Annotated in this window: 25 protein-coding genes and 1 pseudogene; 14 read left to right on the top strand and 12 right to left on the bottom strand. The window is 59.8% G+C overall.

Features of this window, described 5'->3' with window-relative positions; all coding sequences use genetic code 11:
• The first annotated feature begins 24 nt into the window (after nucleotides 1-24).
• Nucleotides 25-393, top strand: a complete 369-nt coding sequence (locus ACLM45_RS04835) for a hypothetical protein (RefSeq protein ID WP_006041789.1) — start codon at nucleotides 25-27, stop codon at nucleotides 391-393.
• 18 nt (nucleotides 394-411) lie between these two features.
• On the opposite strand, the gene ychF is transcribed toward ACLM45_RS04835, so the two are convergent.
• Entirely contained in the window at nucleotides 412-1,503 is a 1,092-nt protein-coding gene (gene ychF / locus ACLM45_RS04840; RefSeq protein ID WP_415410888.1) for a redox-regulated ATPase YchF, read from the bottom strand.
• An 85-nt stretch (nucleotides 1,504-1,588) separates the two neighbouring features.
• On the opposite strand from ychF, the gene ACLM45_RS04845 reads away from it, so the two are divergent.
• From ACLM45_RS04845 to cysS, 3 genes are read left to right on the top strand one after another with little or no spacing between them, the layout of a single operon-like run.
• Nucleotides 1,589-2,764 (top strand): efflux RND transporter periplasmic adaptor subunit, encoded by a 1,176-nt coding sequence (locus ACLM45_RS04845; RefSeq protein ID WP_415410890.1) that lies wholly within the window; start codon nucleotides 1,589-1,591, stop codon nucleotides 2,762-2,764.
• A gap of 23 nt (nucleotides 2,765-2,787) precedes the next feature.
• Entirely contained in the window at nucleotides 2,788-5,769 is a 2,982-nt protein-coding gene (gene polA, locus ACLM45_RS04850) for a DNA polymerase I (protein WP_415411355.1), read from the top strand.
• 51 nt (nucleotides 5,770-5,820) lie between these two features.
• On the top strand, nucleotides 5,821-7,320 hold the full coding sequence (cysS, locus tag ACLM45_RS04855; protein ID WP_415410892.1) for a cysteine--tRNA ligase: 1,500 nt from the start codon (nucleotides 5,821-5,823) through the stop codon (nucleotides 7,318-7,320).
• A 10-nt stretch (nucleotides 7,321-7,330) separates the two neighbouring features.
• Here the strand turns inward: cysS and ACLM45_RS04860 are convergent, their stop codons facing one another.
• Entirely contained in the window at nucleotides 7,331-7,576 is a 246-nt protein-coding gene (locus tag ACLM45_RS04860; RefSeq protein WP_415410893.1) for a hypothetical protein, read from the bottom strand.
• Nucleotides 7,577-7,661: 85 nt separating this feature from the next.
• On the opposite strand from ACLM45_RS04860, the gene ACLM45_RS04865 reads away from it, so the two are divergent.
• Nucleotides 7,662-8,075 (top strand): DUF2721 domain-containing protein, encoded by a 414-nt coding sequence (locus tag ACLM45_RS04865; RefSeq protein WP_006041795.1) that lies wholly within the window; start codon nucleotides 7,662-7,664, stop codon nucleotides 8,073-8,075.
• A gap of 6 nt (nucleotides 8,076-8,081) precedes the next feature.
• Here the strand turns inward: ACLM45_RS04865 and ACLM45_RS04870 are convergent, their stop codons facing one another.
• Nucleotides 8,082-9,428, bottom strand: a complete 1,347-nt coding sequence (locus ACLM45_RS04870; RefSeq protein ID WP_415410895.1) for a sodium-dependent transporter — start codon at nucleotides 9,426-9,428, stop codon at nucleotides 8,082-8,084.
• 84 nt (nucleotides 9,429-9,512) lie between these two features.
• Between ACLM45_RS04870 and ACLM45_RS04875 the strand changes: the two genes are divergently transcribed.
• Nucleotides 9,513-10,766, top strand: coding sequence for a 1-deoxy-D-xylulose-5-phosphate reductoisomerase (locus ACLM45_RS04875; protein WP_415411356.1), 1,254 nt, complete (start codon nucleotides 9,513-9,515; stop codon nucleotides 10,764-10,766).
• On the opposite strand, the gene ACLM45_RS04880 is transcribed toward ACLM45_RS04875, so the two are convergent.
• On the bottom strand, nucleotides 10,733-10,888 hold the full coding sequence (locus ACLM45_RS04880; protein WP_415411455.1) for a hypothetical protein: 156 nt from the start codon (nucleotides 10,886-10,888) through the stop codon (nucleotides 10,733-10,735). The two genes, ACLM45_RS04875 and ACLM45_RS04880, sit on opposite strands and share 34 nt — an antisense overlap.
• Here ACLM45_RS04880 and ACLM45_RS04885 point away from each other — a divergent pair.
• Together ACLM45_RS04885 and ACLM45_RS04890 are read left to right on the top strand one after the other, a co-directional pair.
• Complete coding sequence (locus tag ACLM45_RS04885) at nucleotides 10,832-11,110, top strand: (2Fe-2S) ferredoxin domain-containing protein (protein WP_415411357.1); 279 nt, start codon at nucleotides 10,832-10,834, stop codon at nucleotides 11,108-11,110. The genes ACLM45_RS04880 and ACLM45_RS04885 overlap by 57 nt on opposite strands.
• A 357-nt stretch (nucleotides 11,111-11,467) precedes the next feature.
• The gene (locus ACLM45_RS04890; protein ID WP_415410897.1) at nucleotides 11,468-12,463 is read left to right on the top strand and encodes a fatty acid desaturase; all 996 of its coding nucleotides are present in this window, start codon (nucleotides 11,468-11,470) and stop codon (nucleotides 12,461-12,463) included.
• Nucleotides 12,464-12,511: 48 nt separating this feature from the next.
• On the opposite strand, the gene ACLM45_RS04895 is transcribed toward ACLM45_RS04890, so the two are convergent.
• The 4 genes from ACLM45_RS04895 to ACLM45_RS04910 are packed head-to-tail and all read right to left on the bottom strand — an operon-like array spanning nucleotide 12,512 to nucleotide 16,539.
• Nucleotides 12,512-13,675, bottom strand: a complete 1,164-nt coding sequence (locus tag ACLM45_RS04895; RefSeq protein ID WP_415411358.1) for an alpha/beta hydrolase — start codon at nucleotides 13,673-13,675, stop codon at nucleotides 12,512-12,514.
• 22 nt (nucleotides 13,676-13,697) lie between these two features.
• A complete protein-coding gene (locus tag ACLM45_RS04900) occupies nucleotides 13,698-15,116 on the bottom strand; it encodes an NAD(P)(+) transhydrogenase (Re/Si-specific) subunit beta (RefSeq protein ID WP_415410899.1) in 1,419 nt (472 codons plus the stop codon).
• Nucleotides 15,116-15,421 (bottom strand): NAD(P) transhydrogenase subunit alpha, encoded by a 306-nt coding sequence (locus ACLM45_RS04905; RefSeq protein ID WP_006041802.1) that lies wholly within the window; start codon nucleotides 15,419-15,421, stop codon nucleotides 15,116-15,118. The genes ACLM45_RS04900 and ACLM45_RS04905 overlap by 1 nt, the downstream gene beginning before the upstream one ends.
• A complete protein-coding gene (locus ACLM45_RS04910; protein ID WP_415410900.1) occupies nucleotides 15,421-16,539 on the bottom strand; it encodes a Re/Si-specific NAD(P)(+) transhydrogenase subunit alpha in 1,119 nt (372 codons plus the stop codon). Before ACLM45_RS04910 ends, ACLM45_RS04905 begins: the two co-directional genes overlap by 1 nt.
• Nucleotides 16,540-16,682: 143 nt before the next feature.
• Here ACLM45_RS04910 and ACLM45_RS04915 point away from each other — a divergent pair, with 143 nt between their 5' ends.
• Nucleotides 16,683-17,261, top strand: a complete 579-nt coding sequence (locus ACLM45_RS04915; protein WP_415410901.1) for an EF-1 guanine nucleotide exchange domain-containing protein — start codon at nucleotides 16,683-16,685, stop codon at nucleotides 17,259-17,261.
• A gap of 38 nt (nucleotides 17,262-17,299) precedes the next feature.
• Here the strand turns inward: ACLM45_RS04915 and ACLM45_RS04920 are convergent, their stop codons facing one another.
• Entirely contained in the window at nucleotides 17,300-17,476 is a 177-nt protein-coding gene (locus ACLM45_RS04920) for a hypothetical protein (RefSeq protein WP_415410903.1), read from the bottom strand.
• A 179-nt stretch (nucleotides 17,477-17,655) separates the two neighbouring features.
• Here ACLM45_RS04920 and ACLM45_RS04925 point away from each other — a divergent pair, with 179 nt between their 5' ends.
• From ACLM45_RS04925 to trxB, 3 genes are all read left to right on the top strand, one after another.
• Nucleotides 17,656-19,014: a DEAD/DEAH box helicase gene (locus tag ACLM45_RS04925; RefSeq protein WP_415411359.1), complete on the top strand. Its 1,359-nt coding sequence runs from the start codon at nucleotides 17,656-17,658 to the stop codon at nucleotides 19,012-19,014.
• A gap of 96 nt (nucleotides 19,015-19,110) precedes the next feature.
• On the top strand, nucleotides 19,111-19,359 hold the full coding sequence (locus tag ACLM45_RS04930) for a hypothetical protein (RefSeq protein WP_415410905.1): 249 nt from the start codon (nucleotides 19,111-19,113) through the stop codon (nucleotides 19,357-19,359).
• 127 nt (nucleotides 19,360-19,486) lie between these two features.
• Nucleotides 19,487-20,848, top strand: coding sequence for a thioredoxin-disulfide reductase (trxB, locus tag ACLM45_RS04935; RefSeq protein ID WP_415410906.1), 1,362 nt, complete (start codon nucleotides 19,487-19,489; stop codon nucleotides 20,846-20,848).
• A 3-nt stretch (nucleotides 20,849-20,851) separates the two neighbouring features.
• On the opposite strand, the gene infA is transcribed toward trxB, so the two are convergent.
• Nucleotides 20,852-21,121: a translation initiation factor IF-1 gene (gene infA, locus ACLM45_RS04940; RefSeq protein WP_006041809.1), complete on the bottom strand. Its 270-nt coding sequence runs from the start codon at nucleotides 21,119-21,121 to the stop codon at nucleotides 20,852-20,854.
• 241 nt (nucleotides 21,122-21,362) lie between these two features.
• On the opposite strand from infA, the pseudogene ACLM45_RS04945 reads away from it, so the two are divergent.
• Nucleotides 21,363-21,599, top strand: a pseudogene (locus ACLM45_RS04945) (Nif11-like leader peptide family natural product precursor); the annotation flags it as partial.
• On the top strand, nucleotides 21,578-22,213 hold the full coding sequence (locus ACLM45_RS04950) for a pseudouridine synthase (protein ID WP_415411360.1): 636 nt from the start codon (nucleotides 21,578-21,580) through the stop codon (nucleotides 22,211-22,213). The pseudogene ACLM45_RS04945 and the gene ACLM45_RS04950, both read left to right, overlap by 22 nt.
• On the opposite strand, the gene ACLM45_RS04955 is transcribed toward ACLM45_RS04950, so the two are convergent.
• Complete coding sequence (locus ACLM45_RS04955) at nucleotides 22,188-22,967, bottom strand: methyltransferase domain-containing protein (protein WP_415410908.1); 780 nt, start codon at nucleotides 22,965-22,967, stop codon at nucleotides 22,188-22,190. The two genes, ACLM45_RS04950 and ACLM45_RS04955, sit on opposite strands and share 26 nt — an antisense overlap.
• Nucleotides 22,967-23,182, bottom strand: coding sequence for a hypothetical protein (locus ACLM45_RS04960; RefSeq protein ID WP_006041815.1), 216 nt, complete (start codon nucleotides 23,180-23,182; stop codon nucleotides 22,967-22,969). The genes ACLM45_RS04955 and ACLM45_RS04960 overlap by 1 nt, the downstream gene beginning before the upstream one ends.
• Between the last annotated feature and the right edge of the window lie 45 nt (nucleotides 23,183-23,227).

The raw sequence follows: 23,227 nt of genomic DNA on the forward strand, positions 1-23,227 counted from the left end.
ACTGCCGCCAGTATTGCCAAAGCCATGGCGTTCTCTCGCTCAACCGTGCAAATCCTGGCGGGGGCATCGAGCGCACTCGCGCTGCTGGCCTGCAGCATCGGGGAGCTTGTTCAACCCGTTCAAGCATCCGAAACCCGGCAGGCTCTGGTGGGATTGGCCGCCTACGCCGAATGCAAGGTTTTAAACAGTGGCTACAGCCGGGCAAGGGCACAGGCGATCGTGCAGAGCGGTATCAAAACCAATGGATGGCAGCAACAGGCTGAATGGTTGAAATCGCCGCAAGCCATCCGTGTCGTGGCACTCACCAGCGAAGCCATGAACCAAACCTGCGATGACTTTGATCAGAACAGCCCTGACTTCATCCCAGCGATGAAGGCCCTCGATGCGCTGTGAACGAAGCGCTGAACGTGATTACACGTTGAACAAAAACTCCATCACATCTCCCTCATCCACGACATACTCCTTCCCCTCACTACGGAGCCAACCCTTATTTCGCGCTTCAACCAGAGACCCGGCCTCAAGCAATTTGTCGGTGCTGATGGTCTGGGCGCGGATGAAACCCCTCTCAAAATCAGTGTGTATCACCCCGGCGGCCTGGGGAGCAGTCATTCCGGCCTTGAAGGTCCAAGCCCGTGTTTCCTTCTCACCGGTGGTGAAGTAGGTGCGAAGGCCGAGAAGCCGATAGGTAGCCCTGATCAGACTCTGCAGACCACCCTCAGTCACACCCAGACCATCGAGATAGTCCTGACGTTCTTCATCACCGAGCTCAACCAGTTCAGCTTCCACCTGGGCAGAAATGCGCACGGTTTCCGCGCCCTCCTTTGCCGCTAGGGCAACAATCTCCTCACAAAACCCGTTTCCGGCTGCCAGATCGTCCTCGCTCACATTGGTGGCATAAATGATTGGCTTGGCCGTGAGCAAGCCCAGCGGTTTCACCATCAGAGCCTCCTCATCACTGAGCTCCACACTGCGTGCGGCACCACCCTGCTCAAGCACCACTTGAATGCGTTCGAGAGCCGCATCCTCAACCTGGGCCTCCTTGCTGGTACGCACTTGTTTCTTGAGGCGCTCCCGCCGCTTCTCAATCTGCGACAGGTCCGCCAAGCCGAGCTCAAGATTGATCACCTCGGCATCTCGGGCCGGGCCGACCGCACCAGACACGTGGATCACATCGTCGTCTTCAAAACAGCGGATCACGTGAACGATCGCGTCCACTTCACGGATGTTGGCAAGGAACTTGTTACCTAGTCCTTCTCCTTGGCTGGCGCCTTTCACAAGCCCAGCGATGTCCACGAACTCCATCCGCGTGGGAATGATTTCAGCACTGCTGCTGAGATCAGACAGCAACTGCAACCTGGAATCAGGCACGGCCACCGTGCCGACATTGGGCTCGATGGTGCAGAACGGGAAATTGGCCGCCTGTGCCTGAGCGTTGGCCACCAAGGCATTGAAAAGAGTGGATTTGCCCACGTTGGGCAACCCGACGATTCCGGCTTTAAGCATGCCGTGAAATCTATCGTCAGTGGTTCTTTTTACCCAGTCATGGCGCTTACGCGCGAGAATGCGTAAAGAATCATGTTCGGCGTCGATGGGGAGCCAAAAAAGCGAGACCTCCGAAGGGGCCACGCAAGAAGCCCTCAGGTCACTCACCCGACTGAGCGGGATCAAACGCAGACGATGGAGATTGATCGCAGCCACTGCAGCCGTTCTTGTACTGAGCGGCGGTGCTCTGCTTTGGATCAAGGGGTTTGGATCCGGAAGGGAGAACAAACTTGCGAATTACACCGCCACGGCTGAACGGGGAACCCTTCCAGGTGTGATTACTGCCAGTGGTGAACTCGAAGCGATTCGACGCGTGAACGTGAGCCCAAAGCGTCAGGGCCTGCTGGATGCACTTTTTGTCGATGAAGGCGATGCCGTCACCAAAGGACAGGTGCTGGCCCGCATGGAGATCGGAGACTTCACTGATCGCAAGGACGAGCTCTCGGCCCTCGAGCGCCAGGCACGGGCGGACTACGAGGCAAAACGGGCCGATTACCTCCGCTACAGAAAACTCAAGGACAGTGGAGCGATCAGTGCATCTGATCTTGACGGTTTCCGCGCAGCCTTCCTGAGCAGCAAGGAAGCTTTGGCCGCAGCCAGGGAGCGCATTCAGCAGCGTGACGTGGAAGGAAGTGAACTTCTCATCCGAGCCCCCTTCAGCGGGGTGATCACCGAGCGATTCGCCGAACCGGGTGCCTTCGTGACTCCCACCACCACCGCCTCAGCGAATGCCGGAGCCACCAGTGCATCCATCGTTGAGCTCTCCGAAGGTCTGGAAGTGGTGGCGAAGGTGCCTGAAAACGACATCGGTCGGATTCTGGTCGGCCAAAACGCGAGCGTACGTGTGGATGCCTTCCCCGATCAGCGCTTCCCTGCACGGGTCAGGGATATCGCTCCGCGGGCAGAGAAAACCGACAACGTGATTTCCTTTGAAGTGGAGTTGACCCTGATCGATCCACCGCCGACCCTGCGCATCGGCATGACGGTGGACGTGGATTTCCAGACCGGTCGGACCGCTGAGAGCACCCTGGTGCCCACCGTGGCGATCGTGACGGAGAACGGCCAGCCCGGTGTTCTCCTCGTTGGCAAAGACAACCAGCCCCGCTTCCAGGTGGTGGAACTGGGCTCCAGCAGCGGCAGCCAGAGTGCGATTCTCTCGGGGGTGAAACCCGGTTCAAAGGTATTCATCGACCTTCCGCCTTGGGCGAAGAAGCGCGACTGATCGAGAACGACCTGCCCGAATCCATGCCTGAAACCCCCGAGAAACCCCAGCTGTTGCTTGTGGATGGCCACTCTCTGGCCTTTCGCAGCTTTTATGCCTTCAGCAAAGGAGGTGAGGGCGGACTGGCCACAAAAGACGGCCGGCCAACCAGCGTGACCTATGGCTTTCTCAAAGCCCTGCTCGACAACTGCAAAGGCCTGAAACCGGAAGGGGTGGCGATCGCCTTCGACACCGCTGAGCCCACCTTCCGCCATCAAGCCGATGCCAATTACAAGGCCCATCGGGATGTGGCCCCTGAGGTGTTCTTTCAAGACCTGGATCAACTGCAAACGATCCTGCGCGAACGCCTGAAGCTCCCCCTCTGCCTGGCTCCTGGATACGAAGCCGATGACGTGCTGGGAACCCTGGCCAACCGTGCTGCCACCTCGGGCTGGCGCGTCCGTATCCTAAGCGGGGATCGGGATCTGTTCCAGCTGGTGGATGACCAGCGGGACATCGCCGTGCTCTACATGGGGGGCGGACCATACGCCAAGAGCAGCGGACCGACCCTGATCGATGAAGCCGGCGTTGTGGCCAAGCTCGGCGTGATGCCTGACAAGGTGGTGGACCTCAAGGCTCTCACCGGCGACAGCTCCGACAACATCCCTGGCGTGAAGGGGGTCGGCCCCAAGACGGCCATCAATCTTCTCAAGGAAAACAACGACCTCGACGGTGTTTATCGCGTGCTGGAGGAGGTTGAAGCCGAAGGTCCCAAAGCCAGTCGCGGTGCCGTGAAGGGTGCGCTCAAGGGAAAGCTCAGCGCCGATCGCGACAATGCCTACCTCTCCCGCCATCTCGCTGAAATCCTCGTCGACATCCCCCTACCGGAGGAGCCTGTCCTGGAGCTTGGAGCGGTGGATGGTGAGGGACTGGAGGAGCAGCTTCAGGAGCTCGAACTCAACAGTTTGGTCCGCCAGATCCCAAGCTTCGTGGCCACCTTTTCGAGCGGCGGACTAACGGCGAACGCCCATCTTCTTGAAGATGCAAGCACCAAAAGATCGACGTCCAATTCCGCCGCTGCTGGCACTGATCCAGCACCTGCACATCAAGCACCTGCGACGGACATCGCCGCATCCACCCTTCCCCAACTCACGCCGCTGGTGATCTGCTCGCAGGATCAACTGCAGGGCTTGATGCAGCAACTGATGGGGTGCACCAACCGAACTGAACCGGTGGCCGTGGACACCGAAACCACGGATTTGAACCCCTTCAAGGCCCAGCTGGTGGGCATCGGTGTGTGCTGGGGACCCAGGCTCAGTGACCTGGCTTACATCCCTGTGGGGCATCAGGCCCCTGAAACATCCCAACTGCCACTTGAGGTCGTGTTGGAGCAGCTCGCCCCCTGGCTGAGCAGCCCCAAACACCCCAAAGCGCTGCAGAACGCTAAATACGACCGCCTGATCCTGCTGCGTCACGGTTTGCTCCTGGGCGGCGTGGTGATGGACACCCTGCTGGCGGATTACCTCCGCGATGCCGCGGCCAAGCACAGCCTCGACGTGATGGCCGAGCGGGACTACGGCATCACTCCCACCGTGTTCAGTGACCTGGTGGGCAAGCCCAAGGACGGCAAGGCCAGCTGCTTTGCCGAAGTTCCCATCGATCAGGCAGCGCTCTACTGCGCGATGGATGTGCACCTCACCCGCAAGCTTGCGCTTGATCTGCGCGAGCAGCTCCAGACCAGTGGCCAGCAGCTGACCAACCTGCTCGACCGGGTGGAACTACCGCTGGAGCCAGTGCTGGCCCTAATGGAAGCCACCGGCATCCGCATTGATCTCACCTATCTGGACACCCTCTCTAAAGAGATGGGCGAGACCCTGACGCGACTCGAGGCCGATGCCAAGCAGGTGGCCGGCGTGGACTTCAACCTGGCGTCTCCCAAGCAACTGGGAGAGCTGCTCTTCGACAAGCTGGGCCTGGACCGCAAGAAATCTCGCCGCACCAAAACGGGCTACAGCACCGATGCCACCGTGCTGGACAAGCTCGCGGATGACCACCCCGTGGTGCCGCTGGTGTTGGAGCATCGGGTGCTGAGCAAACTCAAAAGCACCTACGTGGATGCGCTGCCCCAGTTGGTGGAGGCCGAAACCGGGCGCGTGCATACGGATTTCAACCAGGCTGTAACGGCCACAGGCCGTCTCAGCAGCAGCAATCCCAACCTCCAGAACATTCCAATTCGCACCGAGTACAGCCGTCGTATCCGCAAAGCCTTTCTGCCCCAGGAGCACTGGACCCTTCTCAGCGCCGATTATTCACAGATTGAACTGCGCATCCTCACGCACCTCTCCGGGGAGGAGGTGCTGCAGCAGGCTTACCGCGATGGCGATGACGTGCATGCCCTCACCGCCCGGCTGCTCCTCGACAAAGAGGAGGTAACGGCCGACGAGCGCCGGCTGGGCAAAACGATCAATTTCGGTGTGATCTACGGCATGGGCGCCCAGCGCTTCGCCCGCGAAACCGGGGTGAGCCAAATGGAAGCCAAAGAGTTCCTCAGCAAATACCGGGAGCGGTATCCCAAGGTGTTCGCGTTCCTGGAACTGCAGGAACGCTTGGCCTTGAGCCGTGGCTATGTGGAAACGATCCTGGGCCGGCGCCGGCCCTTCCACTTCGACCGCAACGGCCTCGGTCGTCTTCTCGGCAAGGATCCCTTCGAGATCGATCTCGATGTGGCTCGCCGCGGTGGCATGGAAGCCCAGCAGCTACGCGCCGCTGCGAACGCACCGATTCAAGGCTCGAGTGCCGACATCATCAAGCTGGCGATGATTCAGCTGCAGGCTGCTCTGCAGCAGCAGTCCCTACCCGCTCGCATGCTGCTGCAGGTGCACGATGAACTGGTGCTGGAGGTGGAGCCTTCTGCTCTGGAAGACGTGAAAGCTCTGGTGGTCTCCACCATGGAGACGGCTGTGGAGCTGAGCGTGCCCCTCGTGGCCGAAACCGGCAGCGGCAGCAATTGGATGGAAGCGAAATAACTGACCTCAACCGTTCACCGGTTAGGCCGTAACCTCGCCCGCAGATCCCGAATGCCTGTGTCCCTGCGGTTCACCAACACACTTACCCGCCGCACGGAAACGTTTCAGCCCCTGAAAGAAGGGCAGGTGAGCATTTATTGCTGTGGTGTCACGGTCTACGACCTCTGCCATCTGGGCCATGCCCGCAGCTACATCAATTGGGATGTGCTGCGCCGTTATCTGATTTGGAGTGGCTACGCCGTCACCTTCGTGCAGAACTTCACCGACATCGACGACAAGATCCTCAAGCGTGCTGCGGAGGAGGGTTCGTCGATGGAGGTGGTGAGTGAGCGCAACATCGACGCGTTTCATGCCGACATGGATGCCCTGGGCATCTTGCGTCCGGATCGCATGCCCCGAGCCACCCGCTGCCTTGAAGGGATTCGGGCCCTGATTTCTGAGCTGGAGGCGAAGGGTGCTGCCTATTCCGCCGAAGGAGATGTGTACTTCGCGGTGATGAAACATGCCGGCTACGGCAAGCTCAGCGGCCGCGACCTGGCTGACCAACAGACCAATGCGGACGGACGGGTGGCCGATGCCGAGGAAGCGCGCAAGCAACACCCCTTCGACTTCGCCCTCTGGAAAGGGGCCAAAGCCGGTGAACCCAGCTTCCCCTCACCCTGGGGTGACGGCCGGCCCGGTTGGCATATCGAGTGCTCCGCCATGGTGCGCGAGGAGCTCGGCGACACCATTGACATCCACCTTGGGGGTGCCGATCTCGTGTTCCCACACCACGAGAATGAAATCGCTCAATCCGAGGCAGCAACCGGCCAGGAGCTGGCGCGCGTGTGGCTGCACAACGGCATGGTGAATGTGGGCGGAGAAAAGATGAGCAAATCACTCGGCAACTTCACCACCATCCGCGCCCTGCTGGAGAGTGGCCTCTCCGCCATGACGCTGCGGCTCTTTGTGCTCCAGGCCCACTACCGCAAGCCGCTCGATTTCACCAGCGATGCGTTGGAGGCCGCAACGACCGGTTGGAAAGGGCTGAACGCAGCGCTCAGCCTTGGTGATCTCCATGCGGAAGCACTCGGATGGGGTGCCGCAGCCCCCATGAACGGAGAAGCGGTTCTCGCTTCTGCGCCCTCAGCCAACGAGATGCTGCTCGGCGCACGACAGCGCTTCAGCGATGCCATGGACGATGACCTCAACAGCTCCGGGGCGCTGGCGGTGCTGTTCGACCTGGCCCGTCCGTTGAGGGCACTGGCCAATCGCCTCGACCGGGGCGATGCACCGACCCACAGCAATGACGAAGGCCGGGGGCTTCAGCAGCGCTGGTTGCTGCTCAGGGAGCTCGCTGGGGTTCTGGGGCTACGGCTGGAGCACCCGTCAGGCAACGACACGGAGACGGACCTCGACAGCCAGGCCATCGAAGCAGCGATTGAGGCTCGCCGGATGGCCAAACAGTCGAAGGACTTCACAGAAGCGGATCGGATCAGGGCGGAGCTCACCGCCCAGGGCATCGAACTGATCGACAAACCGGGCGGAATCACCGAGTGGCGACGGGGCTGACCAGCAGAGCTCAGGGCTTGCGCTGCTGATTGGCCATCAGCGCTTCGATCTTGCGGATTCTCGTGAGAGTGGTGGTCCAGACCTCAAGACGAAAGCGTTGATCGCCAAGCGTGGGATCGGAGGGATCCGCACCGTCGATCCAGGCCTGCAGTGCGCTGATCTTGTCTTCTGGATTCTCCCTGGCTTCGAAGGCGTCCCAGAGCTCCCGTTCCAGCCGAGCTCGCTCAATGAAATTCCAGCGTTTGAGCCACAGCATGGAGATCCCTACATCTGGGCACCTGTCTACCGGATTCAAGCGGCCATCAGAGCTAGCTTCAAGCGATCCGAGCCATGAATAGGAGATGCAGCCGGAAAGTCTCTCCAAAGCAATCCAGCTTTCTGTGGCTCCGGTGTTCTTGCTGACAGGCATCGGCGCCTTGATGAATGTCCTGTCGGGGCGCTTGGCCAGGATCGTTGACTACGCCAGACAATTACGCAGCACCGCCGATGCCGGTAAAGCCGTGAATGACGTGGAGCGTCGTCTGATTAGGCAGCGGATGCAGCTCGTCATTCGCTCAATCGAACTGATGACAGCGGCCACCCTCCTGATCGCCGCCATGGTGTCGGCGATGTTTCTCAGTGTGATTTCCAGAGTCAACCTCACCCTCGTGGTGGCGCCGCTTTTCATCACCTCGATGAGTCTGATAATGATTGCTGCGATCTGCTTTCTCCGAGAAGTGCGGCTGGCGTCAAATCAGCTCAAGCGAATGATCTGAGACCTCTCAAGAGGCTGCAAACCACGTGCGAAGAAGATCCACCACGCTGATCAGCAAGCCAGCAGCGATCACCACTGGGGAGATCCACTGAAGACAGAAGATCAGCACGCGTCTGATCTGAGGAGATGAAGCGTCACTGTCCTTGAGGTCGTTCAGAAACAGAGTCGGCACCACCCAGCCCATCAGTACGGCAATCAACAGACCACCGGTCATCAGCAACACATTGCCGAAAACAGCATCCATGACCCCCAGCACCTCCAGGCTCATGCTGGCTGGGATCCCGAGCACAAAAATCAAAGCGGTACTGATCCAGGTGGCCCTGCTGCGGCTCCAACCAACGCGATCCATCAATGACGACACCGGCACCTCCAGCAAGGACACCGATGAGGTGATCGCCGCCAAGTAAGCCAGTGCAAAAAACAGAACGGCCACCACCTGACCGGTCATACCGATCGAGGCCAGTCCTGTGGGTAAGGCGATGAAAATGGCTCCGATTGTTGAGTCGCTCACCACATCTGACAGGTTGAAACTGATCACCACCGGGAACGTGAGCATGCCGGCCAAAAGCCCCACGCTCGTGTCAAGACCGACCACAGCGGCAGCTTGCTGAGGAAGACGAGCCCTTTGGTTCAGATAGACGGAGTAAGCCATGATCGAACCAATGCCTGTTCCGATTGAGAAGAAGGCCTGGCTGAAGGCATTGCGAATGGTGGTGAGGTTCATGAGTTGCGCCCCATCCCAGCGGAACAGGAACGTGCGATAGCCCTCGCCAGCACCCGGAAGCGTGCTGGCCCAGATCACCAGGCCAATCAGCAGAACAAGAAGCAGAGGGAGAGCCCAACGCGAGAGCCGTTCGATACCCCCCTGAACACCGGCAGCCACAACAAGGGCAGTGAGCAGAAGGCTGATTCCCTGACCGGCCAGCGCACCGTTGCCCCCGCTGAGAGCATCAAAGAACGCATCAGCGGCCTGCTTGTTCTCAGGTAACCCGACGAACAGGGCATGAAAGAGAGTCTGTCCCGTCCAGCCCATCAACACGGCGTAGAAGGCCAGGATTCCGCAGGATGCCGCGATGAACATCCAGCCCATCGGCCACCAAGCCTGACCGGCAGCCTTGATCGGAGCGAGCAGTGGACTGTGGCCGGTGCTGCGACCCAGCACCATCTCCGCCACGAGAACGGGCAGGCAGATCAAGCCAACGACCAGGAGGTAAAGAAGAACAAAACTGCCACCGCCACCCTGGGACGCTCGGTACGCAAACCCCCAGAGATTGCCCAAGCCAACGGCACTGCCAGCAGTAGCCAGAACAAACCCGACGCCGGACTGCCACTGCTCCTTTCTCACCGCCGCCATGAACGTGCTGTCCAGCTCTCTCGGCGGAAGTTTGCCAGCTTCTGGAAACAAAGTGGGAAGATGGCAGCACTTGCCGGGATCCGTGTGAAAGCCATCAGCGTGCTGGGCTCCACCGGCTCAATCGGCACACAGACTCTCGACATTGTTGAAGGCTTTCCGGAACAGTTCCGGGTTGTTGCCCTCTCGGCGGGCCGGAATCTCTCGCTGCTCGTGGAGCAGATCCAACGCCACAGCCCCGAGCTGGTCGCCTTGGCTGATGAATCGTTGCTCCCAGAACTGGAGCAGCGCCTCCAGGCTCTGCCGGCTGAACACCAGCCGAAACGCAAGCCCCAGCTCGTGGGTGGTCCCAGCGGATTGAACGTGGCCGCCTCCTGGGACACAGCCGATCTCGTGGTAACGGGGATCGTGGGCTGCGCCGGCCTGCTGCCCACCCTGGCGGCCATCCGCGCCGGTAAGGATCTGGCCCTGGCCAACAAGGAAACCTTGATCGCAGCAGGCCCGGTGGTGCTGCCCGAGCTCAAGAAAAGTGGGAGCAGGCTGCTGCCTGCAGATTCCGAACACTCGGCCATCTTCCAGTGCCTGCAGGGAACGCCCTGGGCTGAAAACGCCCGCCTCTCCACCGGTGCACCAACTCCGGGTCTGCGGCGCATTCAACTCACCGCCTCCGGCGGCGCCTTCCGTGACTGGGCCGCAGCCGACCTCGAAAATGCCACCGTGGCCGATGCCACCTCCCATCCCAACTGGAGCATGGGCCGCAAGATCACCGTGGATTCCGCCTCACTGATGAACAAGGGGCTGGAGGTGATCGAAGCCCACTACCTCTTCGGGCTGGATTACGACCACATCGAAATCGTGATTCACCCCCAGAGCATCATCCACTCCATGATCGAGCTGGCGGATTCTTCGGTGCTGGCCCAACTGGGCTGGCCCGACATGAAACTGCCGATTCTGTATTGCATGAGCTGGCCATCACGGCTGGAAACGCCTTGGCGACGCCTTGACCTCACCGAAGTGGGACAGCTCACCTTCAAAAACCCCGATCCCGCCAAATACCCCTGCATGGAACTGGCCTATGCGGCAGGGCGTGCTGGTGGAACCATGCCGGCTGTTCTGAATGCAGCCAATGAGGAGGCCGTCGCCCAGTTCCTCGAGGAACGCATCCATTTCCTCGACATTCCCGATCTGATCGAAGCGTCCTGCGAACGGCACAAGCCCGATCGTATCGACCACCCCCAGCTGGATGACGTGCTGGCCGTGGACCAGTGGGCTCGCCTTGCCGTGCGTGAGCAGGTGGCCCGGGGAACTCAGCGGATGTCGATGGCGGCGGTGGCTGCTTGATCAGCCATCACTTGCTGCTCTGCGCGACTCCGACGAATGCGAAGTGCTGCGATCCGGCCAAAGGACTGGAAACCTGGAATGAACTGAAACGCCTCGTGCGGGATCTTGGGCTCGAGAGTCAACAGCGCCCAGAAGGAATCGTTTTACGAAGCAAAGTTGACTGTCTGAGGGTGTGCGAACGTGGGCCAATTCTGGTGGTTTGGCCTGGGGGCATTTGGTACGCAGACGTCACAGCAGACAAGATAGAGGCGATTATTCGCAGCCATATCATCAACAATCAACCCATCAAAGAGTGGATTTACAAGACAACTCCATTTCAAAACTATCCACTCCCATCAGGCTAGCGACTCTGCGAAAAAGAAACATCGCGACCACCAATTCACGAAGAAAAAAATTGATCAGTCAAGAAACTGATCACGCATCGGTATACGAACAAACGACGTCCCAACAGCCAAAAGCCACAGAGCAGCTCAACCAACTACTAGAATCTTAAGCAAATCTAAAGCACCATTTAAGTGGTGCTTTTTGCAGGCATTCTTTTGGCATCGGCAATCACGACGACCTCCACCACTCGCCCATCATCACCTCGTTTCAATCGCAGCTCCCCACAAGCGACCTATCCGAGCAAGGCAGAACTCCTCAGTGCTTTACCGCCAGAGCTGACTCAATTCAACCCAATCAAAGCGTGGGGGAGCCTGATCATGTCGGCAGGCCTGTCTCTCGCTGCTTTAGGGATTGGGACCCAAATCCCCATCACCCTCCTGGCCACTCCGCTGTGGGTGCTGTACGGCATCGGTTGCGGCACCATTGCCATGGGCTGTTGGGTGTTAGCCCACGAATGTGGCCACAACGCGTTTCACCCAAACCGACGCATTGAATGCGTCGTTGGATTCCTGCTTCACAGCGCACTGCTGGTGCCTTACTACAGCTGGGCGCGCAGCCACAGCGTTCACCACGCCCACTGCAATCACCTTGAGCAAGGGGAAACCCACGTCCCTCCGCGGGCCTCATCGGCTCTAGGTCAAGTCACAGAACAACTCAAAAGGAAACTGAACCCAACGTTGTTTGGGATCATCTCTCTCCTCAATCATTTGGTGATCGGCTGGCCGCTCTATTTGCTTCTAGGAGCCACTGGCGGGGAAGACTACGGCTTTCCCACGTCCCATTTCTGGAACGGCCATCCATTCTCAAATGGCAAGCGAAGTCTATTTCCTAAAAGATTTTGCACGTTGATGGTGCGGTCCAACATCGGCTGCCTGGCGATGATCACCTTTCTCATCATCGCCGCAATTCAATCGTCTCCCCTACGTGTGATGTGCGTGTATGGATTGCCATACCTGGTGATCAACATTTGGCTCATCACTTACACCTGGCTGCAGCACACTGACCAGAATATTCCCCATTTCTCCAATACAACGTGGTGTTGGGTGAAGGGAGCGCTGCAAACGATTGATCGCCCCTATGGCCCCTTACTCAATCTGCTGCACCATGGCATCGGGTCTACCCATGTTTGCCACCATGTGAACTCTGCCATTCCTCACTACAACGCCTGGCGGGGAACCGCTCTACTCAGAGAACGATTCCCTGAGTTGGTGCTCTACGACGCCACACCAATCCCCGAAGCACTTTGGAGAATCGCAACGAAATGTGGCGGAGCTGTGTATCAAAATCCTCACGATCAAGCCTATTACTTCTAGTGAAAAATCTCGGGTTAAAAATTCTCTATAAAGCAGCCCACCAGTAGCTCATTCGATGCCTGAGATCTCAATCCCATGATTGAACCAGGAACAAGCCAAGCGATCAGACCAACACCCTTTGAGAAGACTGTCTCCGGGACCATGAAAGCCGTTGTGGCCACCCTGGGCCGTCAACAACACCTCAAGGCGTCGTCGACCCGGAGGCAAGCCATCAGCAACCACGGTGGTTTGGAGTTGGATCGCAGAGGTCGCTGGCACCCAAGGATCATCCAGGGCCTGCAAGATCAAGGTCGGCGGGAGTGGCTGCGATGCCGACAGAAGACGCGGCAGGGGTGAAGCACCGGCGTAGTAATCGTCAACAGACGAGAAGCCCCAACGCGGTGCCGTTACCGCTTCATCAAAGGCACGGATCGACCGGGGCGGTTCACTGGTGAGTCGCTGCTGCTCTTGGGCACTGACGCCGAAGGGATCCGCCAGTGTCTGGCGCACGAGGCGCTTCAGAAGCCAACTCTGATACACGCGATTGCGCGGACGTTCGATCGAAGCACTGCAGGCGGCAAGATCCAAGGGACTGCTGGCGCAGAACAGACCATCCAGCAGCGGTGCATGGCCTTCCCAGCCATGCGTTGCTCTCTCCTCCACGCTGGCCATGCAGGCATTGAGCAGCATGGTGCCCCCCAGGGACACTCCAGCACCAAACAGGGGCAATGGCCTGGCTGATGCGACCAACTCAGCACACAACTGACGCGCGCGCTGAATCACCGGCAGAAGATCACTGTTGCAGCGAGCTGCATAGGTGCCTCCAGCCAGATGGCGACCGGGATCCGCTCCGCGCAGATTCAGCCTGAGCACAGCGAAGCCGCTGTTCTGGAGAGTGATGCCAAGACGCCTCAGACCCTCACGGCGACTGGAGCCGCCAAGACCGTGCAACAGCAGCACCAGTGCTCTAGGAGGTGCGCCTTGCAAGTCGAAGCTGAGATGCGGGCGATCCAGAAACGCCAGCAATTCACCAGCGGCTGCAGCACCACTCGCCAAAGCAGGGACAGCGATCGGAATCGGTTCCCCACGGTCAGGAGGAAGCGAGACCGGGCGGAGCGTGTCGCGCAAGGTCTGAAGGTCTCCACCGATCCAGGGAAAACGCTGCTGATAAGGAACAACCCCCAGCTGCTGCAACAGCTGGGGGTTGTCTGGAGGATTAGCGTGTGCTTTCAAAAGCCGAATGGGGTCGCGCTGATCACTTTTTGCCGACACCGAGCTCTTTGAGCTCGCCCAGCAAGTCGCCCAGCACCTTCTTGGCATCACCAAACACCATGGAGGTGTTAGCCAAGTCGAACAAGTCGTTCTTGATGCCGGAGTAGCCGGCGCTCATGCCCCGCTTGACCACAAACACAGTGCGGGCCTGCTGCACATCGAGAACTGGCATCCCGTAAAGCGGCGAGCTGGGATCGTTCTTCGCCTGGGGATTGACCACATCGTTGGCGCCGAGCACCAACACCACATCGGTGGCAGGGAACTCGGGGTTGATCACATCCATCTCCTTGAGCTGCTCATAGGGCACATCGGCCTCAGCGAGCAGCACATTCATGTGACCCGGCATGCGACCAGCCACCGGGTGAATGGCGTAATCCACCTGAATACCGGCAGCCTCCAGCGAGCGCGTGACCTCGCGCAGGGTGTGCTGGGCCTGAGCCACGGCAAGGCCGTAACCGGGCACGATCACCACCCGCTCAGCAGCCTCCAGGGTGAGGGCACATTCCTCCACACTGCAACTGGTGATGTTGGTGTATTCACCACCACCCCCTCCAGAAGCAGCACTGGCGCCCAGAGCACCGCCAAAGAGCACCGACACCAGCGAACGGTTCATTCCATTGCACATCACCTGGGTGAGGATCAGACCGGCGGCGCCGACCATCGCACCCGCCACGATCAGCAACTGGCTCCCCACCACGAAACCTGCAGCGGCAGCCGCCACACCGGAATAGCTGTTCAACAGCGAAATCACCACGGGCATGTCTGCGCCGCCGATGGGCAGGGTGACGCCGATGCCGAGTAAACCGGAGGCCACCACCAACAGCCACAGCCCCTGGGTGCCATTTCCATCTGTGATCAACTTGATGGCGGCAACGAGAGAAGCCACAGCAAGAGCGATGTTGACCACGTGACGGGACTTGCTCTGCATCCAGGCGGGCGTCGACAGCCAGCCCTGGAGCTTGGCCATGGCCACGATCGATCCCGTGAAGGTGATGGCACCCACAAACACGGAAATCACAATGGACACCACGGCGACCAGTCCCGCGGCCTCGAGTTGGAGCGGGAAGAAGGCTGCGGCAAGCGCCACAAGCAGCGATGACATGCCACCACAGCCGTTGAACAGCGCCACCGTTTCCGGCATGGAGGTCATCGGAACCCGCTGGGCCGTGATGGCACCGAGAACGCCGCCGATCACCGTGCCGATGATGATCCACGTCCAGGCCGCAGCCGAAATGCCTGATGTACCCAAATAGTTGATCAGAAGGCCCAGAACAGCCAAGGCCATCGCCACAGCGGCCAGCTGGTTGGCACTGCGGGCAGAGCGCACTTTCGACAAGCCCTTGATGCCCAGGGCGAGCAGCAGTACGGCAACGAGTTCAATGGCGTACTTGAGAAAATCCATCAGCGGTTCTCCTTGCGGGCGGGCTTACGGCTGAACATGGCCAGCATGCGATCGGTGACCAGGAACCCCCCGATCACGTTGAAGAGGGCAAAACCCAGGGAAACGGCTCCGAGGATCAGCAGCACCAGGTTGTCCCCGGAGCGGATGATCGCCGTAAGCGCGGCAAGCACGGTGATGCCTGAAATGGCATTGGCCCCGCTCATCAGCGGAGTGTGCAGGGTGGGGGGGACCTTGCCGATCAGTTCCAGTCCCAGAAGGCTGCCCAGCAGCAGCACCCAGAGGAACTCCACAAAGCTTGTTTCCATCAGTTGGCTCCTGGGGTGAGAACGTCGCTGCGGCGAATGTTGCCGTCCTGACTGATCAGGCAACCGGCAATGAGCTCATCCTCGAGGTCGAGGGTCAGCTGGCTGTCTTGAAGCATGGGCTGCAGCAGCGCCAGCAGGTTTTTGGAGTAAAGGAAGCTGGCGTGGTTCGGAACGGAGCATGGGAGGTCATTCGCACCGATCAACTTCACACCGTTGCGATCAACGGTCTGAGAGGGAACGGTGTCGGCGCAGTTGCCTCCCTGCGCGACGGCCAGATCCACCACCACCGCCCCGGGGCGCATGCGATCGAGCATATCTTCACTGATTAAACGCGGTGCACGCCGACCTGGCACCTGTGCGGTGCAGATGGCCACGTCGGCCTCGGCGAGCTGATCGGACAGCTGCTGACGCTGGGCCGCAAGAAAGGCATCGGAGGCCTGTTTGGCGTAACCACCCGACTCGGCGGGTTTGTCCTCCATCTCGGGAGGATCGATGAAGCGGGCACCGAGGGATTCCACCTGCTCCTTGACCGCCGGCCGGATATCGCTGACGTAGACCACGGCACCCAGCCGACGTGCAGTCGCCACAGCCTGAAGACCGGCCACCCCTGCACCGAGCACCACGACCCTTGCAGGCTGGACGGTGCCCGCCGCGGTCATCAGCATCGGGAAGTAGCGATCCAGCGCCGCTGAAGCCAACAGAACAGACTTGTAACCGGCGATGTTGGCCTGTGAAGACAACGCATCAGCGGACTGGGCACGGCTGATCCGAGGCAACAGCTCAAGGGCCATGGCCGAAAGGCCGCAACGCTTCAACGCTGCATCGAGCTCGACATTGGCGTAGGGAGCGAGCAGACCCACCACCAGCGCGCCTCGGCGCAATCGGCCGAGGTTGGCAGGAGAGGGCGACTGGACGCACAGAAGCACGTCGGCCTCTTCCCAGGCCTGACTGTCTCCTGGAGTCACCAGATGCGCACCGGCCTCGGAAAAGGCCTCATCGAGAAAACCGGACGTTCGTCCGGCTCCACGTTCGAGCACCACCCGACAACCGAGAGCGATGAACTTCTTGACTGTTTCCGGTGAGGCCGCAACGCGGGTTTCCCCCGCCGCTGTCTCCACCGGGATCAAAAGTATGGGCAAGATCGTGATGCCGCCGACCAAATCGAGGTTAGGCCGTCGCCGGATTCCGCCTAGATCTTTTCTGAAGAAGCCGATAAGCGAGGGCTGTTGATGGCTATGGAAAGGATCCTGTTTGCAACACCATGGGACTCACCGCGATCGAATGCCCGGACGGCGTCTGTCACAGCCATCACGGCGGCCACGCCGTTGAGCGCAATGCCATGGAAAAGCTGCTGGCAGACCATGGCCGCGAATGGTGCGAACGGCTGGCCGAGCGCATCTACGAGATGTCTGTGGACACTTTCTCCCAGACCGTGATGCCCAGCCTCCATGCGGCCGGTTGGCAGCGACGCCACCTGGACTGGGAGTTCAAGCTGAGTGAGCAGGATTCAGAACCTGACCGCACGCTTGTCGACGGCATCATCAACGCCACGGAAAGCTTTCTGCGCAGCAGTGAGGTTCACCGCCTGTTCATCCAGGAGCTGGTTCAGGGCACATTTGATGAAGCCTCGGACGACCACCTGCGCAGCCAGGCTGTGCGCCAGCTGATCGACGAAGAAATTCTTGGACTGCTGAAATCAAAACGAGAGCAACTCCTACAGCGAATTAGCAGCCGTTTGGTGGAGCCTGCAGGAGGACGGATGGACCGGGCCCAACAGGCCGCTGAAGATGGACTTGTGGAAGTGGAGCGGTTGCTCTGCAACCACAACGAATCGCTCTGAGTCCAGACGCATCGCACGAACGAGCAGGACCTGAGCCCTCAGAACAAAGGCATCAGTTCCTGCTCAACCGACTGCGCCATGGGCCGGCGGCCCTGGTGATGCAGCAGACGGGCGCGAAGGATGAGCGGATCCAGATCACAATCAAGGGGCCAACACCGCTCGAGGGAGCGCCTGGATTCCGGACCGGTCATGGGCGGATAGCGACGTCGGGCCATAGAAAAAAGGGCGAAAACCCGAGGGCTGATGGTCGGAAGGTAAGGGTGGCGAAAGCGATTGGAATGGTTAGAAAGACCTATCTTTCAGATCCGCTATCACAACGCCGTCCTTTGCTCTCGGTGGACCTGCACCAGGCCACGCGATCCGGCCCCGTCAGTGGCAGCAGCAACTGATCCAGCTGCTGCGCCGACGACTTGATCCGGTTGCTTCGGGCACACGAGATGTGCTGATCCATGCGGGGCCTGGGGCCGGTAAAACCCTCGGCGCCCTACTCGCCTTCCAGGCGATGAAGCAAGAGGAGCGTCTCAGTCGTGTGCTCGTGTTCTGCCACCGCACCTCGATTCTCGAACAGTGGCAACGAGCGGCCGAGTGCCTGGGACTGCAACTACAAGCCTGGAACGGTCCCGGAAGTGCCCCGTTCGAAGCCGACGGTTGGATGGTGAGTTATCAGGGGGCAGGCCGACAAACCGAGGCACTCAAGGCCGAGCTCGCCCTATGGAGCAAGGGCGAGCATCTGGCGATCGCAGACGAAGCCCACCATCTCGGCGTGGAGCCGGAAGAGCCCGAAGGACCGGTGTGGGGCCGGACGTTTTTAGACCTGAGTCAGAGCGCCAGGCTGCGGCTCGGGCTGACTGGAACGCCCTTCCGCGCTGACAACTTGGCGTTCTGTGCCGCCCGGAGAGTGCAGGTGGAGCAGGACGGTGAGCGGATGGAGCAGATCCAGCCAGATCTCAGTGTGGAGCCGCGGGAACTGATCGCCGCCGGTGACGTGAGACCGCTGGAATTTCGATTCCAGGATGGATGGGTGGAACACAGCCAGGACGGTCAGCCTGACCGGGAGGTGTCGCCGTTGTCGTCTGAGCAGCGGGAGAGCTGGCGGGCACGCAACCTGCGCAGGGCCATCCGCCTGGCGGACAGCAGCAGCATCGCGCTGCAACTGTTGCTTCGCGCCCGAAGCCAACTGGAGCGAGTGCGCCAGCACCATCCCCGTGCGGCAGGCCTGGTGATCGCTCGGGACATCGACCACGCCCGAACCATCTCCTCCCTTCTCAAGGAGCAAGGCGACCGGGTGGATCTGGTTCATTCCCAGGACCCGGGAGCTTCGGATCGACTGAACCGCTTTGAACGGGGGGATGCCGACTGGCTTGTGAGCATCGATATGTGCGCCGAAGGATTCGATGCCCCCCGGCTGCGGGTGGTGGCCTATCTGACAACGGTTGCCACCCGTAGCCGTTTCATCCAGGGCATTACCCGGGCCGTACGCCTCTGCGGTGAGAGGGCCAATCTTGAAGCCATTCCCCGCGATCCCTCATTTGTGTTCGCACCGGCCGACCCCCTGTTGATGCAATACGCGCGCAACTGGTCGCTTTCTGAGCCATATCGCATTGCGGCTCCTGCCAGATCAGAAACGCCAGAGGAGTTCGCGACGGGAGGATCATGGCGAGGGCCGAGCCTGCCCCTGGAAGCCGTCGGTGACGGTGCCGGTGCGGTGATCCGTATGCGAACCCCGGAATTACCGGATTTTTTGCAGCGCTGAAAACATCTTCTTGAAAGAAAAAATGCGACGGTCTGCTAAATCAGGCCTGATGGAACGCCATCAGCATTCAGCCTGGGCACCATCTGGGAGAAAGTCATGGACGCAGCTCTTGAACGTCGCGTCAGCGTTGCCACCTGCTGGGCAACAACCCGGATTGCAGTACTGGACACTGCTGAGCGCTACGAAGACAGCTATGCCTTGACCCAGGAATTCCGGGAATGGATCCTCTGCATCGGAGAGCATCCGGAGATGCTCGAGGACTCCGTAATGAGCCTTAAACAATCGCTTGGCAAGCGTCAACACTTGCGCGTGGACACCCCCTCAGAAGACACGCTTGAAATCTAAAGAAACTATTAATTGGCCGAATTCTGAGTGAATCGAATCGACAAAAATCTGGCCTTATCGCCGAAGGAACAGCTCATCAACGCCACCCGACCGCCTACACTTAACTCATAGTCATTCCGCATTAGACATGGCGGTCGAAAACCTGGTGATCGTGGGGTCTGGCCCTGCTGGATACACCGCAGCGATTTATGCCGCCCGCGCCAACCTCAATCCGCTTCTGATCACGGGGTTTCAGCGCGGAGGAATTCCGGGTGGTCAGTTGATGACCACCACCCATGTGGAAAATTTCCCTGGTTTTCCTGATGGAGTGCTGGGTCCTGACCTGATGGACCTGATGAAGGCGCAGGCGGAACGCTGGGGAACGCGCCTGCTAGAGGCTGATGCAGACAGCATCGACCTGAGCCAGAGGCCTTACAGAATTGAAGCCGACGGCAACACCATCGAAACCCAGGCACTGATCATCGCCACAGGTGCAAGTGCCAATCGCCTGGGCCTCCCGAACGAAGAAAGATTCTGGAGCCATGGAATCAGCGCTTGCGCCATCTGCGATGGCGCAACGCCCCAGTTCCGCAATGAGGAGTTGGCCGTGGTGGGCGGCGGTGATTCCGCCTGCGAAGAGGCTGTGTACCTCACTAAATACGGAAGCCATGTGCACCTACTAGTGCGCTCAGACCGCTTGCGTGCCAGTGCCGCCATGGCTGACCGAGTGCAGGCCAATCCGCAGATCACCGTGCACTGGAACACTCAGGTGGCTGACGCTGAAGGAGAGGCATGGCTGAGTGGGTTGCGATTGCAACGCCGAGATAGCGGCCTGGAAGAGCACCTGCCGGTCAAGGGCATGTTTTATGCCATCGGCCACACGCCGAACACAGAACTGGTGCGCGATCAGCTCAACTGCGATGGCACGGGTTACCTGATCACCCAGCCTGGCCGTCCTGAAACGTCAAAAGAAGGAGTGTTTGCGGCCGGAGATGTCGCGGATGCGGAATGGCGGCAAGGGATTACCGCCGCAGGAAGCGGCTGCCAAGCAGCCCTCGCCGCTGAGCGATGGCTCAGTCACAACGATCTGGCTCAACTCGTGAAGCGCGATCAGGCCGAGCCCGCCAAGGCGGACACACCCAAAGCCACGGCGGAAACCACGGAATCCAGCTACGACCCGGACGCTCTTTGGCAGAAAGGCAGTTACGCCCTCAGGAAGCTCTACCACGACAGCCGGCGTCCGCTCCTGGTTGTTTACACATCCCCCAGTTGCGGCCCATGCCACGTGCTCAAGCCCCAGCTCAAGCGAGTGCTCGATGAGCTCGGAGGAAGCGCTCAGGGGATCGAAATCGATATCGAAACCGACCAGGCCATTGCTGAACAGGCCGGCGTCAATGGCACACCCACCGTGCAGCTGTTTTACGACAAGCAGCTCAAACAGCAATGGCGGGGCGTGAAGCAGCGCAGTGAATTCATGGCCTCGATCCGCTCATTGCTGCAGGAGAGTTGATCCTCAACGGCGGCGTGGTCCCCCGGGGCGGTTGCCACCGGGACGACCACCTGGTGCTCCGGCATTGCGTTCCCTGTATGTGATGCGTCCCCTGGTGAGGTCATAGGGACTGATCTCCACCAGCACCTTGTCACCAGCGAGGAGTTTGATCCTGAACTTTGTGAGCTTGCCCGCCGCACGGCAAAGGCATTGATGACCTGCGGGCTGCTCGAGGGTGACCAGGTAGAACCCGTTGCCCTGCTCTTTTTCAATCACACCCGAGGTTTCAATCATGCGCCGGAATAAGCCTGAATCAAGAGTGGTTCAATTTTAGAAGGCCATCGGCGCTCCCCTCAGTCGCAGCCGCTGAGCACCGTCCCTAGGGTCGTCCTCCTCGAATCAAGGAGCATGATCTTGCCCCCGTTGTCCATGGACCTGGGCCTGCTGATGATTTCGATCGGAGCTGTGAATCTGTGGCGGTCACGGCAGAAACCCACTTAACCTTCGGGAATTGCATCCATCCATGTCCGAGTGAGCCCTCGTTGCTTTCGCATCACTGGTGCAGTCCGATTCTCAAGTGAGAGAGCAGGTCAGACAAGCCCAAAGCCCTCAACATGTGGTGGATCTCGCCAAGGAGCAGAGTCACGAGTTCACGCAGGCAGCGATGATGAAAATGCAGGCTGAAAAGATGCAGCACTTGCATGACGACCATCTGAACAAAGCGACGAGCTGGGGCAAAGCCCTGCTGCTCTGCTTCGGAGGTCAGTTCTGACCCTGCTGCTGCATAAGCCGTTCGGGGTACTCAGTCAATTCACCCGAGAGCCCGGCAGCCGCTGGGGGTGCCTGGCCGACTGGGTTGATGTGCCGAATGTGTATGCAGCCGGCCGACTGGATGCCGACAGCGAGGGGCTTTTGATCCTCACAGAGAACGGTCGCCTGCAGCAACGGCTCACCGACCCCCGCTTCGGCCACTGGCGAACTTATTGGGTGCAAGTCGAGGGTTTGGTTGAAGACTCCCAACTCACTGCCCTGGAACAAGGGGTAGTGATCAAAGGGCAGAGCACCCGTCCAGCCCAGGCGACATTCCTCGACGCCAGCCATTGGCGTGATCTACCGGAGCGGACACCCCCCATCCGTGTACGCCGCTCCATCCCCACCTCCTGGCTCAGCATCAGCCTGCGCGAAGGCCGCAACCGCCAGATCAGGAGAATGACAGCGGCTGTTGGCCTGCCGACCCTGCGTTTGATTCGCCGCAGCATCGATTTGATGGATAGTGAACCTCCTCTCAGCCTTGAGGGATTGGCCCCAGGACAATGGAGACCAGTCAAGCCTGCAGAACAGGAGCGGCTCAAAGCCTTACTCAGGACCCAGGGAGCACGCCTGTGAGGGTGACCGCCCGGAACTCAATCCCCTCCACAACCCTCCAGGGCGTGTCGGAACGGTCGGCATAGCCCACCTGCTCAAAACCAAGGGCACGGAAGTCGGCCAGCAAGGCATCCTCAAGCCAGGCCCCGCTGATGCAACCGCTCCAGAGGTCAGGATCCTGCTGAAGACTCATCGGCACAGGCCGATCGCACACGATGTCGCTGATGGCCACGCGCCCACCCGGACGCAACACCCGGCGGATGTTGGCCAGAAGTACAGCACGGGCAGAGGGGTTCACCAGGTTGAGTACACAGTTGCTCAACACCACATCAACACTGGCGGATTCAATCAAAGGGGAGCCTGATGCCGTCGAAGCATCCAGGGCTTCGATCGCGCCTTTCAAAAAGCGCACATTTGCGAAGCCGATGCGGTTGGCGACCACCGGCGCTGCCGCGCAGGACAGAGCCAGCATGTCGTCGTTGCGATCCACGCCGATCACCGATCCACGCTCCCCCACCACCTGAGAACAAATAAAGGCATTTTTGCCGCTGCCGCTTCCGAGATCGAGGACATCGTCGCCGACCTGCACCCATCGGGTGGGATCACCGCATCCGTAATCGCGCTCCACAACATCAGCAGGGATCACCTTCAACAGCGACGCATTAAATGCGACAGGGGTGCACAGGCAGGCTTCCTGTTGATGGGCCGCTGCGCCGTATCGGGATTCAACGGCCTGGGTTTGGTCTAAAGCCGGTCCACAACATTGTTCTGCCATCACCCCAAGGCCTCCTGAAGCTCTCGTGCGGTCATCCATTGACCGTAGTAATAATTGGCGCTGGCCCGGCGGTCACTGTCATCAAGGCCATCGAAGGCATCAAAACCCAAGGTGCGCCAAAGCTCATGTCCGCACGTACGGGTGAGCTCGGTTTCGGCCTCACGGCAGAGGTTGTCGAGACGCCGCTGCAGATTCTTGACTTGAGCAACCGACATAAAACAAATCAGGCGGGACCCGACACTAACGAAAACCAGTACAAA

The organism is Synechococcus sp. A10-1-5-9 (assembly GCF_047716785.1).
Classification (GTDB): domain Bacteria; phylum Cyanobacteriota; class Cyanobacteriia; order PCC-6307; family Cyanobiaceae; genus Synechococcus_C.

What these genes read in the sequence shown, in the direction of transcription:
- ACLM45_RS04835 (WP_006041789.1), top strand. Translation starts at nt 25, where the DNA reads ATGGCGTTCTCTCGCTCAACCGTGCAAATCCTGGCGGGGGCATCGAGC.
- ACLM45_RS04915 (WP_415410901.1), top strand. Translation starts at nt 16,683, where the DNA reads ATGGGACTCACCGCGATCGAATGCCCGGACGGCGTCTGTCACAGCCAT.
- ACLM45_RS04845 (WP_415410890.1), top strand. Translation starts at nt 1,589, where the DNA reads ATGGGGAGCCAAAAAAGCGAGACCTCCGAAGGGGCCACGCAAGAAGCC.
- polA (WP_415411355.1), top strand. Translation starts at nt 2,788, where the DNA reads ATGCCTGAAACCCCCGAGAAACCCCAGCTGTTGCTTGTGGATGGCCAC.
- infA (WP_006041809.1), bottom strand. Translation starts at nt 21,121, where the DNA reads ATGATTGAAACCTCGGGTGTGATTGAAAAAGAGCAGGGCAACGGGTTC.
- ACLM45_RS04890 (WP_415410897.1), top strand. Translation starts at nt 11,468, where the DNA reads ATGTCGGCAGGCCTGTCTCTCGCTGCTTTAGGGATTGGGACCCAAATC.
- ychF (WP_415410888.1), bottom strand. Translation starts at nt 1,503, where the DNA reads ATGCTTAAAGCCGGAATCGTCGGGTTGCCCAACGTGGGCAAATCCACT.
- cysS (WP_415410892.1), top strand. Translation starts at nt 5,821, where the DNA reads ATGCCTGTGTCCCTGCGGTTCACCAACACACTTACCCGCCGCACGGAA.
- ACLM45_RS04955 (WP_415410908.1), bottom strand. Translation starts at nt 22,967, where the DNA reads ATGGCAGAACAATGTTGTGGACCGGCTTTAGACCAAACCCAGGCCGTT.
- ACLM45_RS04900 (WP_415410899.1), bottom strand. Translation starts at nt 15,116, where the DNA reads ATGGATTTTCTCAAGTACGCCATTGAACTCGTTGCCGTACTGCTGCTC.
- trxB (WP_415410906.1), top strand. Translation starts at nt 19,487, where the DNA reads ATGGCGGTCGAAAACCTGGTGATCGTGGGGTCTGGCCCTGCTGGATAC.
- ACLM45_RS04920 (WP_415410903.1), bottom strand. Translation starts at nt 17,476, where the DNA reads ATGGCCCGACGTCGCTATCCGCCCATGACCGGTCCGGAATCCAGGCGC.
- ACLM45_RS04960 (WP_006041815.1), bottom strand. Translation starts at nt 23,182, where the DNA reads ATGTCGGTTGCTCAAGTCAAGAATCTGCAGCGGCGTCTCGACAACCTC.
- ACLM45_RS04930 (WP_415410905.1), top strand. Translation starts at nt 19,111, where the DNA reads ATGGACGCAGCTCTTGAACGTCGCGTCAGCGTTGCCACCTGCTGGGCA.
- ACLM45_RS04865 (WP_006041795.1), top strand. Translation starts at nt 7,662, where the DNA reads ATGCAGCCGGAAAGTCTCTCCAAAGCAATCCAGCTTTCTGTGGCTCCG.
- ACLM45_RS04860 (WP_415410893.1), bottom strand. Translation starts at nt 7,576, where the DNA reads ATGCTGTGGCTCAAACGCTGGAATTTCATTGAGCGAGCTCGGCTGGAA.
- ACLM45_RS04905 (WP_006041802.1), bottom strand. Translation starts at nt 15,421, where the DNA reads ATGGAAACAAGCTTTGTGGAGTTCCTCTGGGTGCTGCTGCTGGGCAGC.
- ACLM45_RS04870 (WP_415410895.1), bottom strand. Translation starts at nt 9,428, where the DNA reads ATGGCGGCGGTGAGAAAGGAGCAGTGGCAGTCCGGCGTCGGGTTTGTT.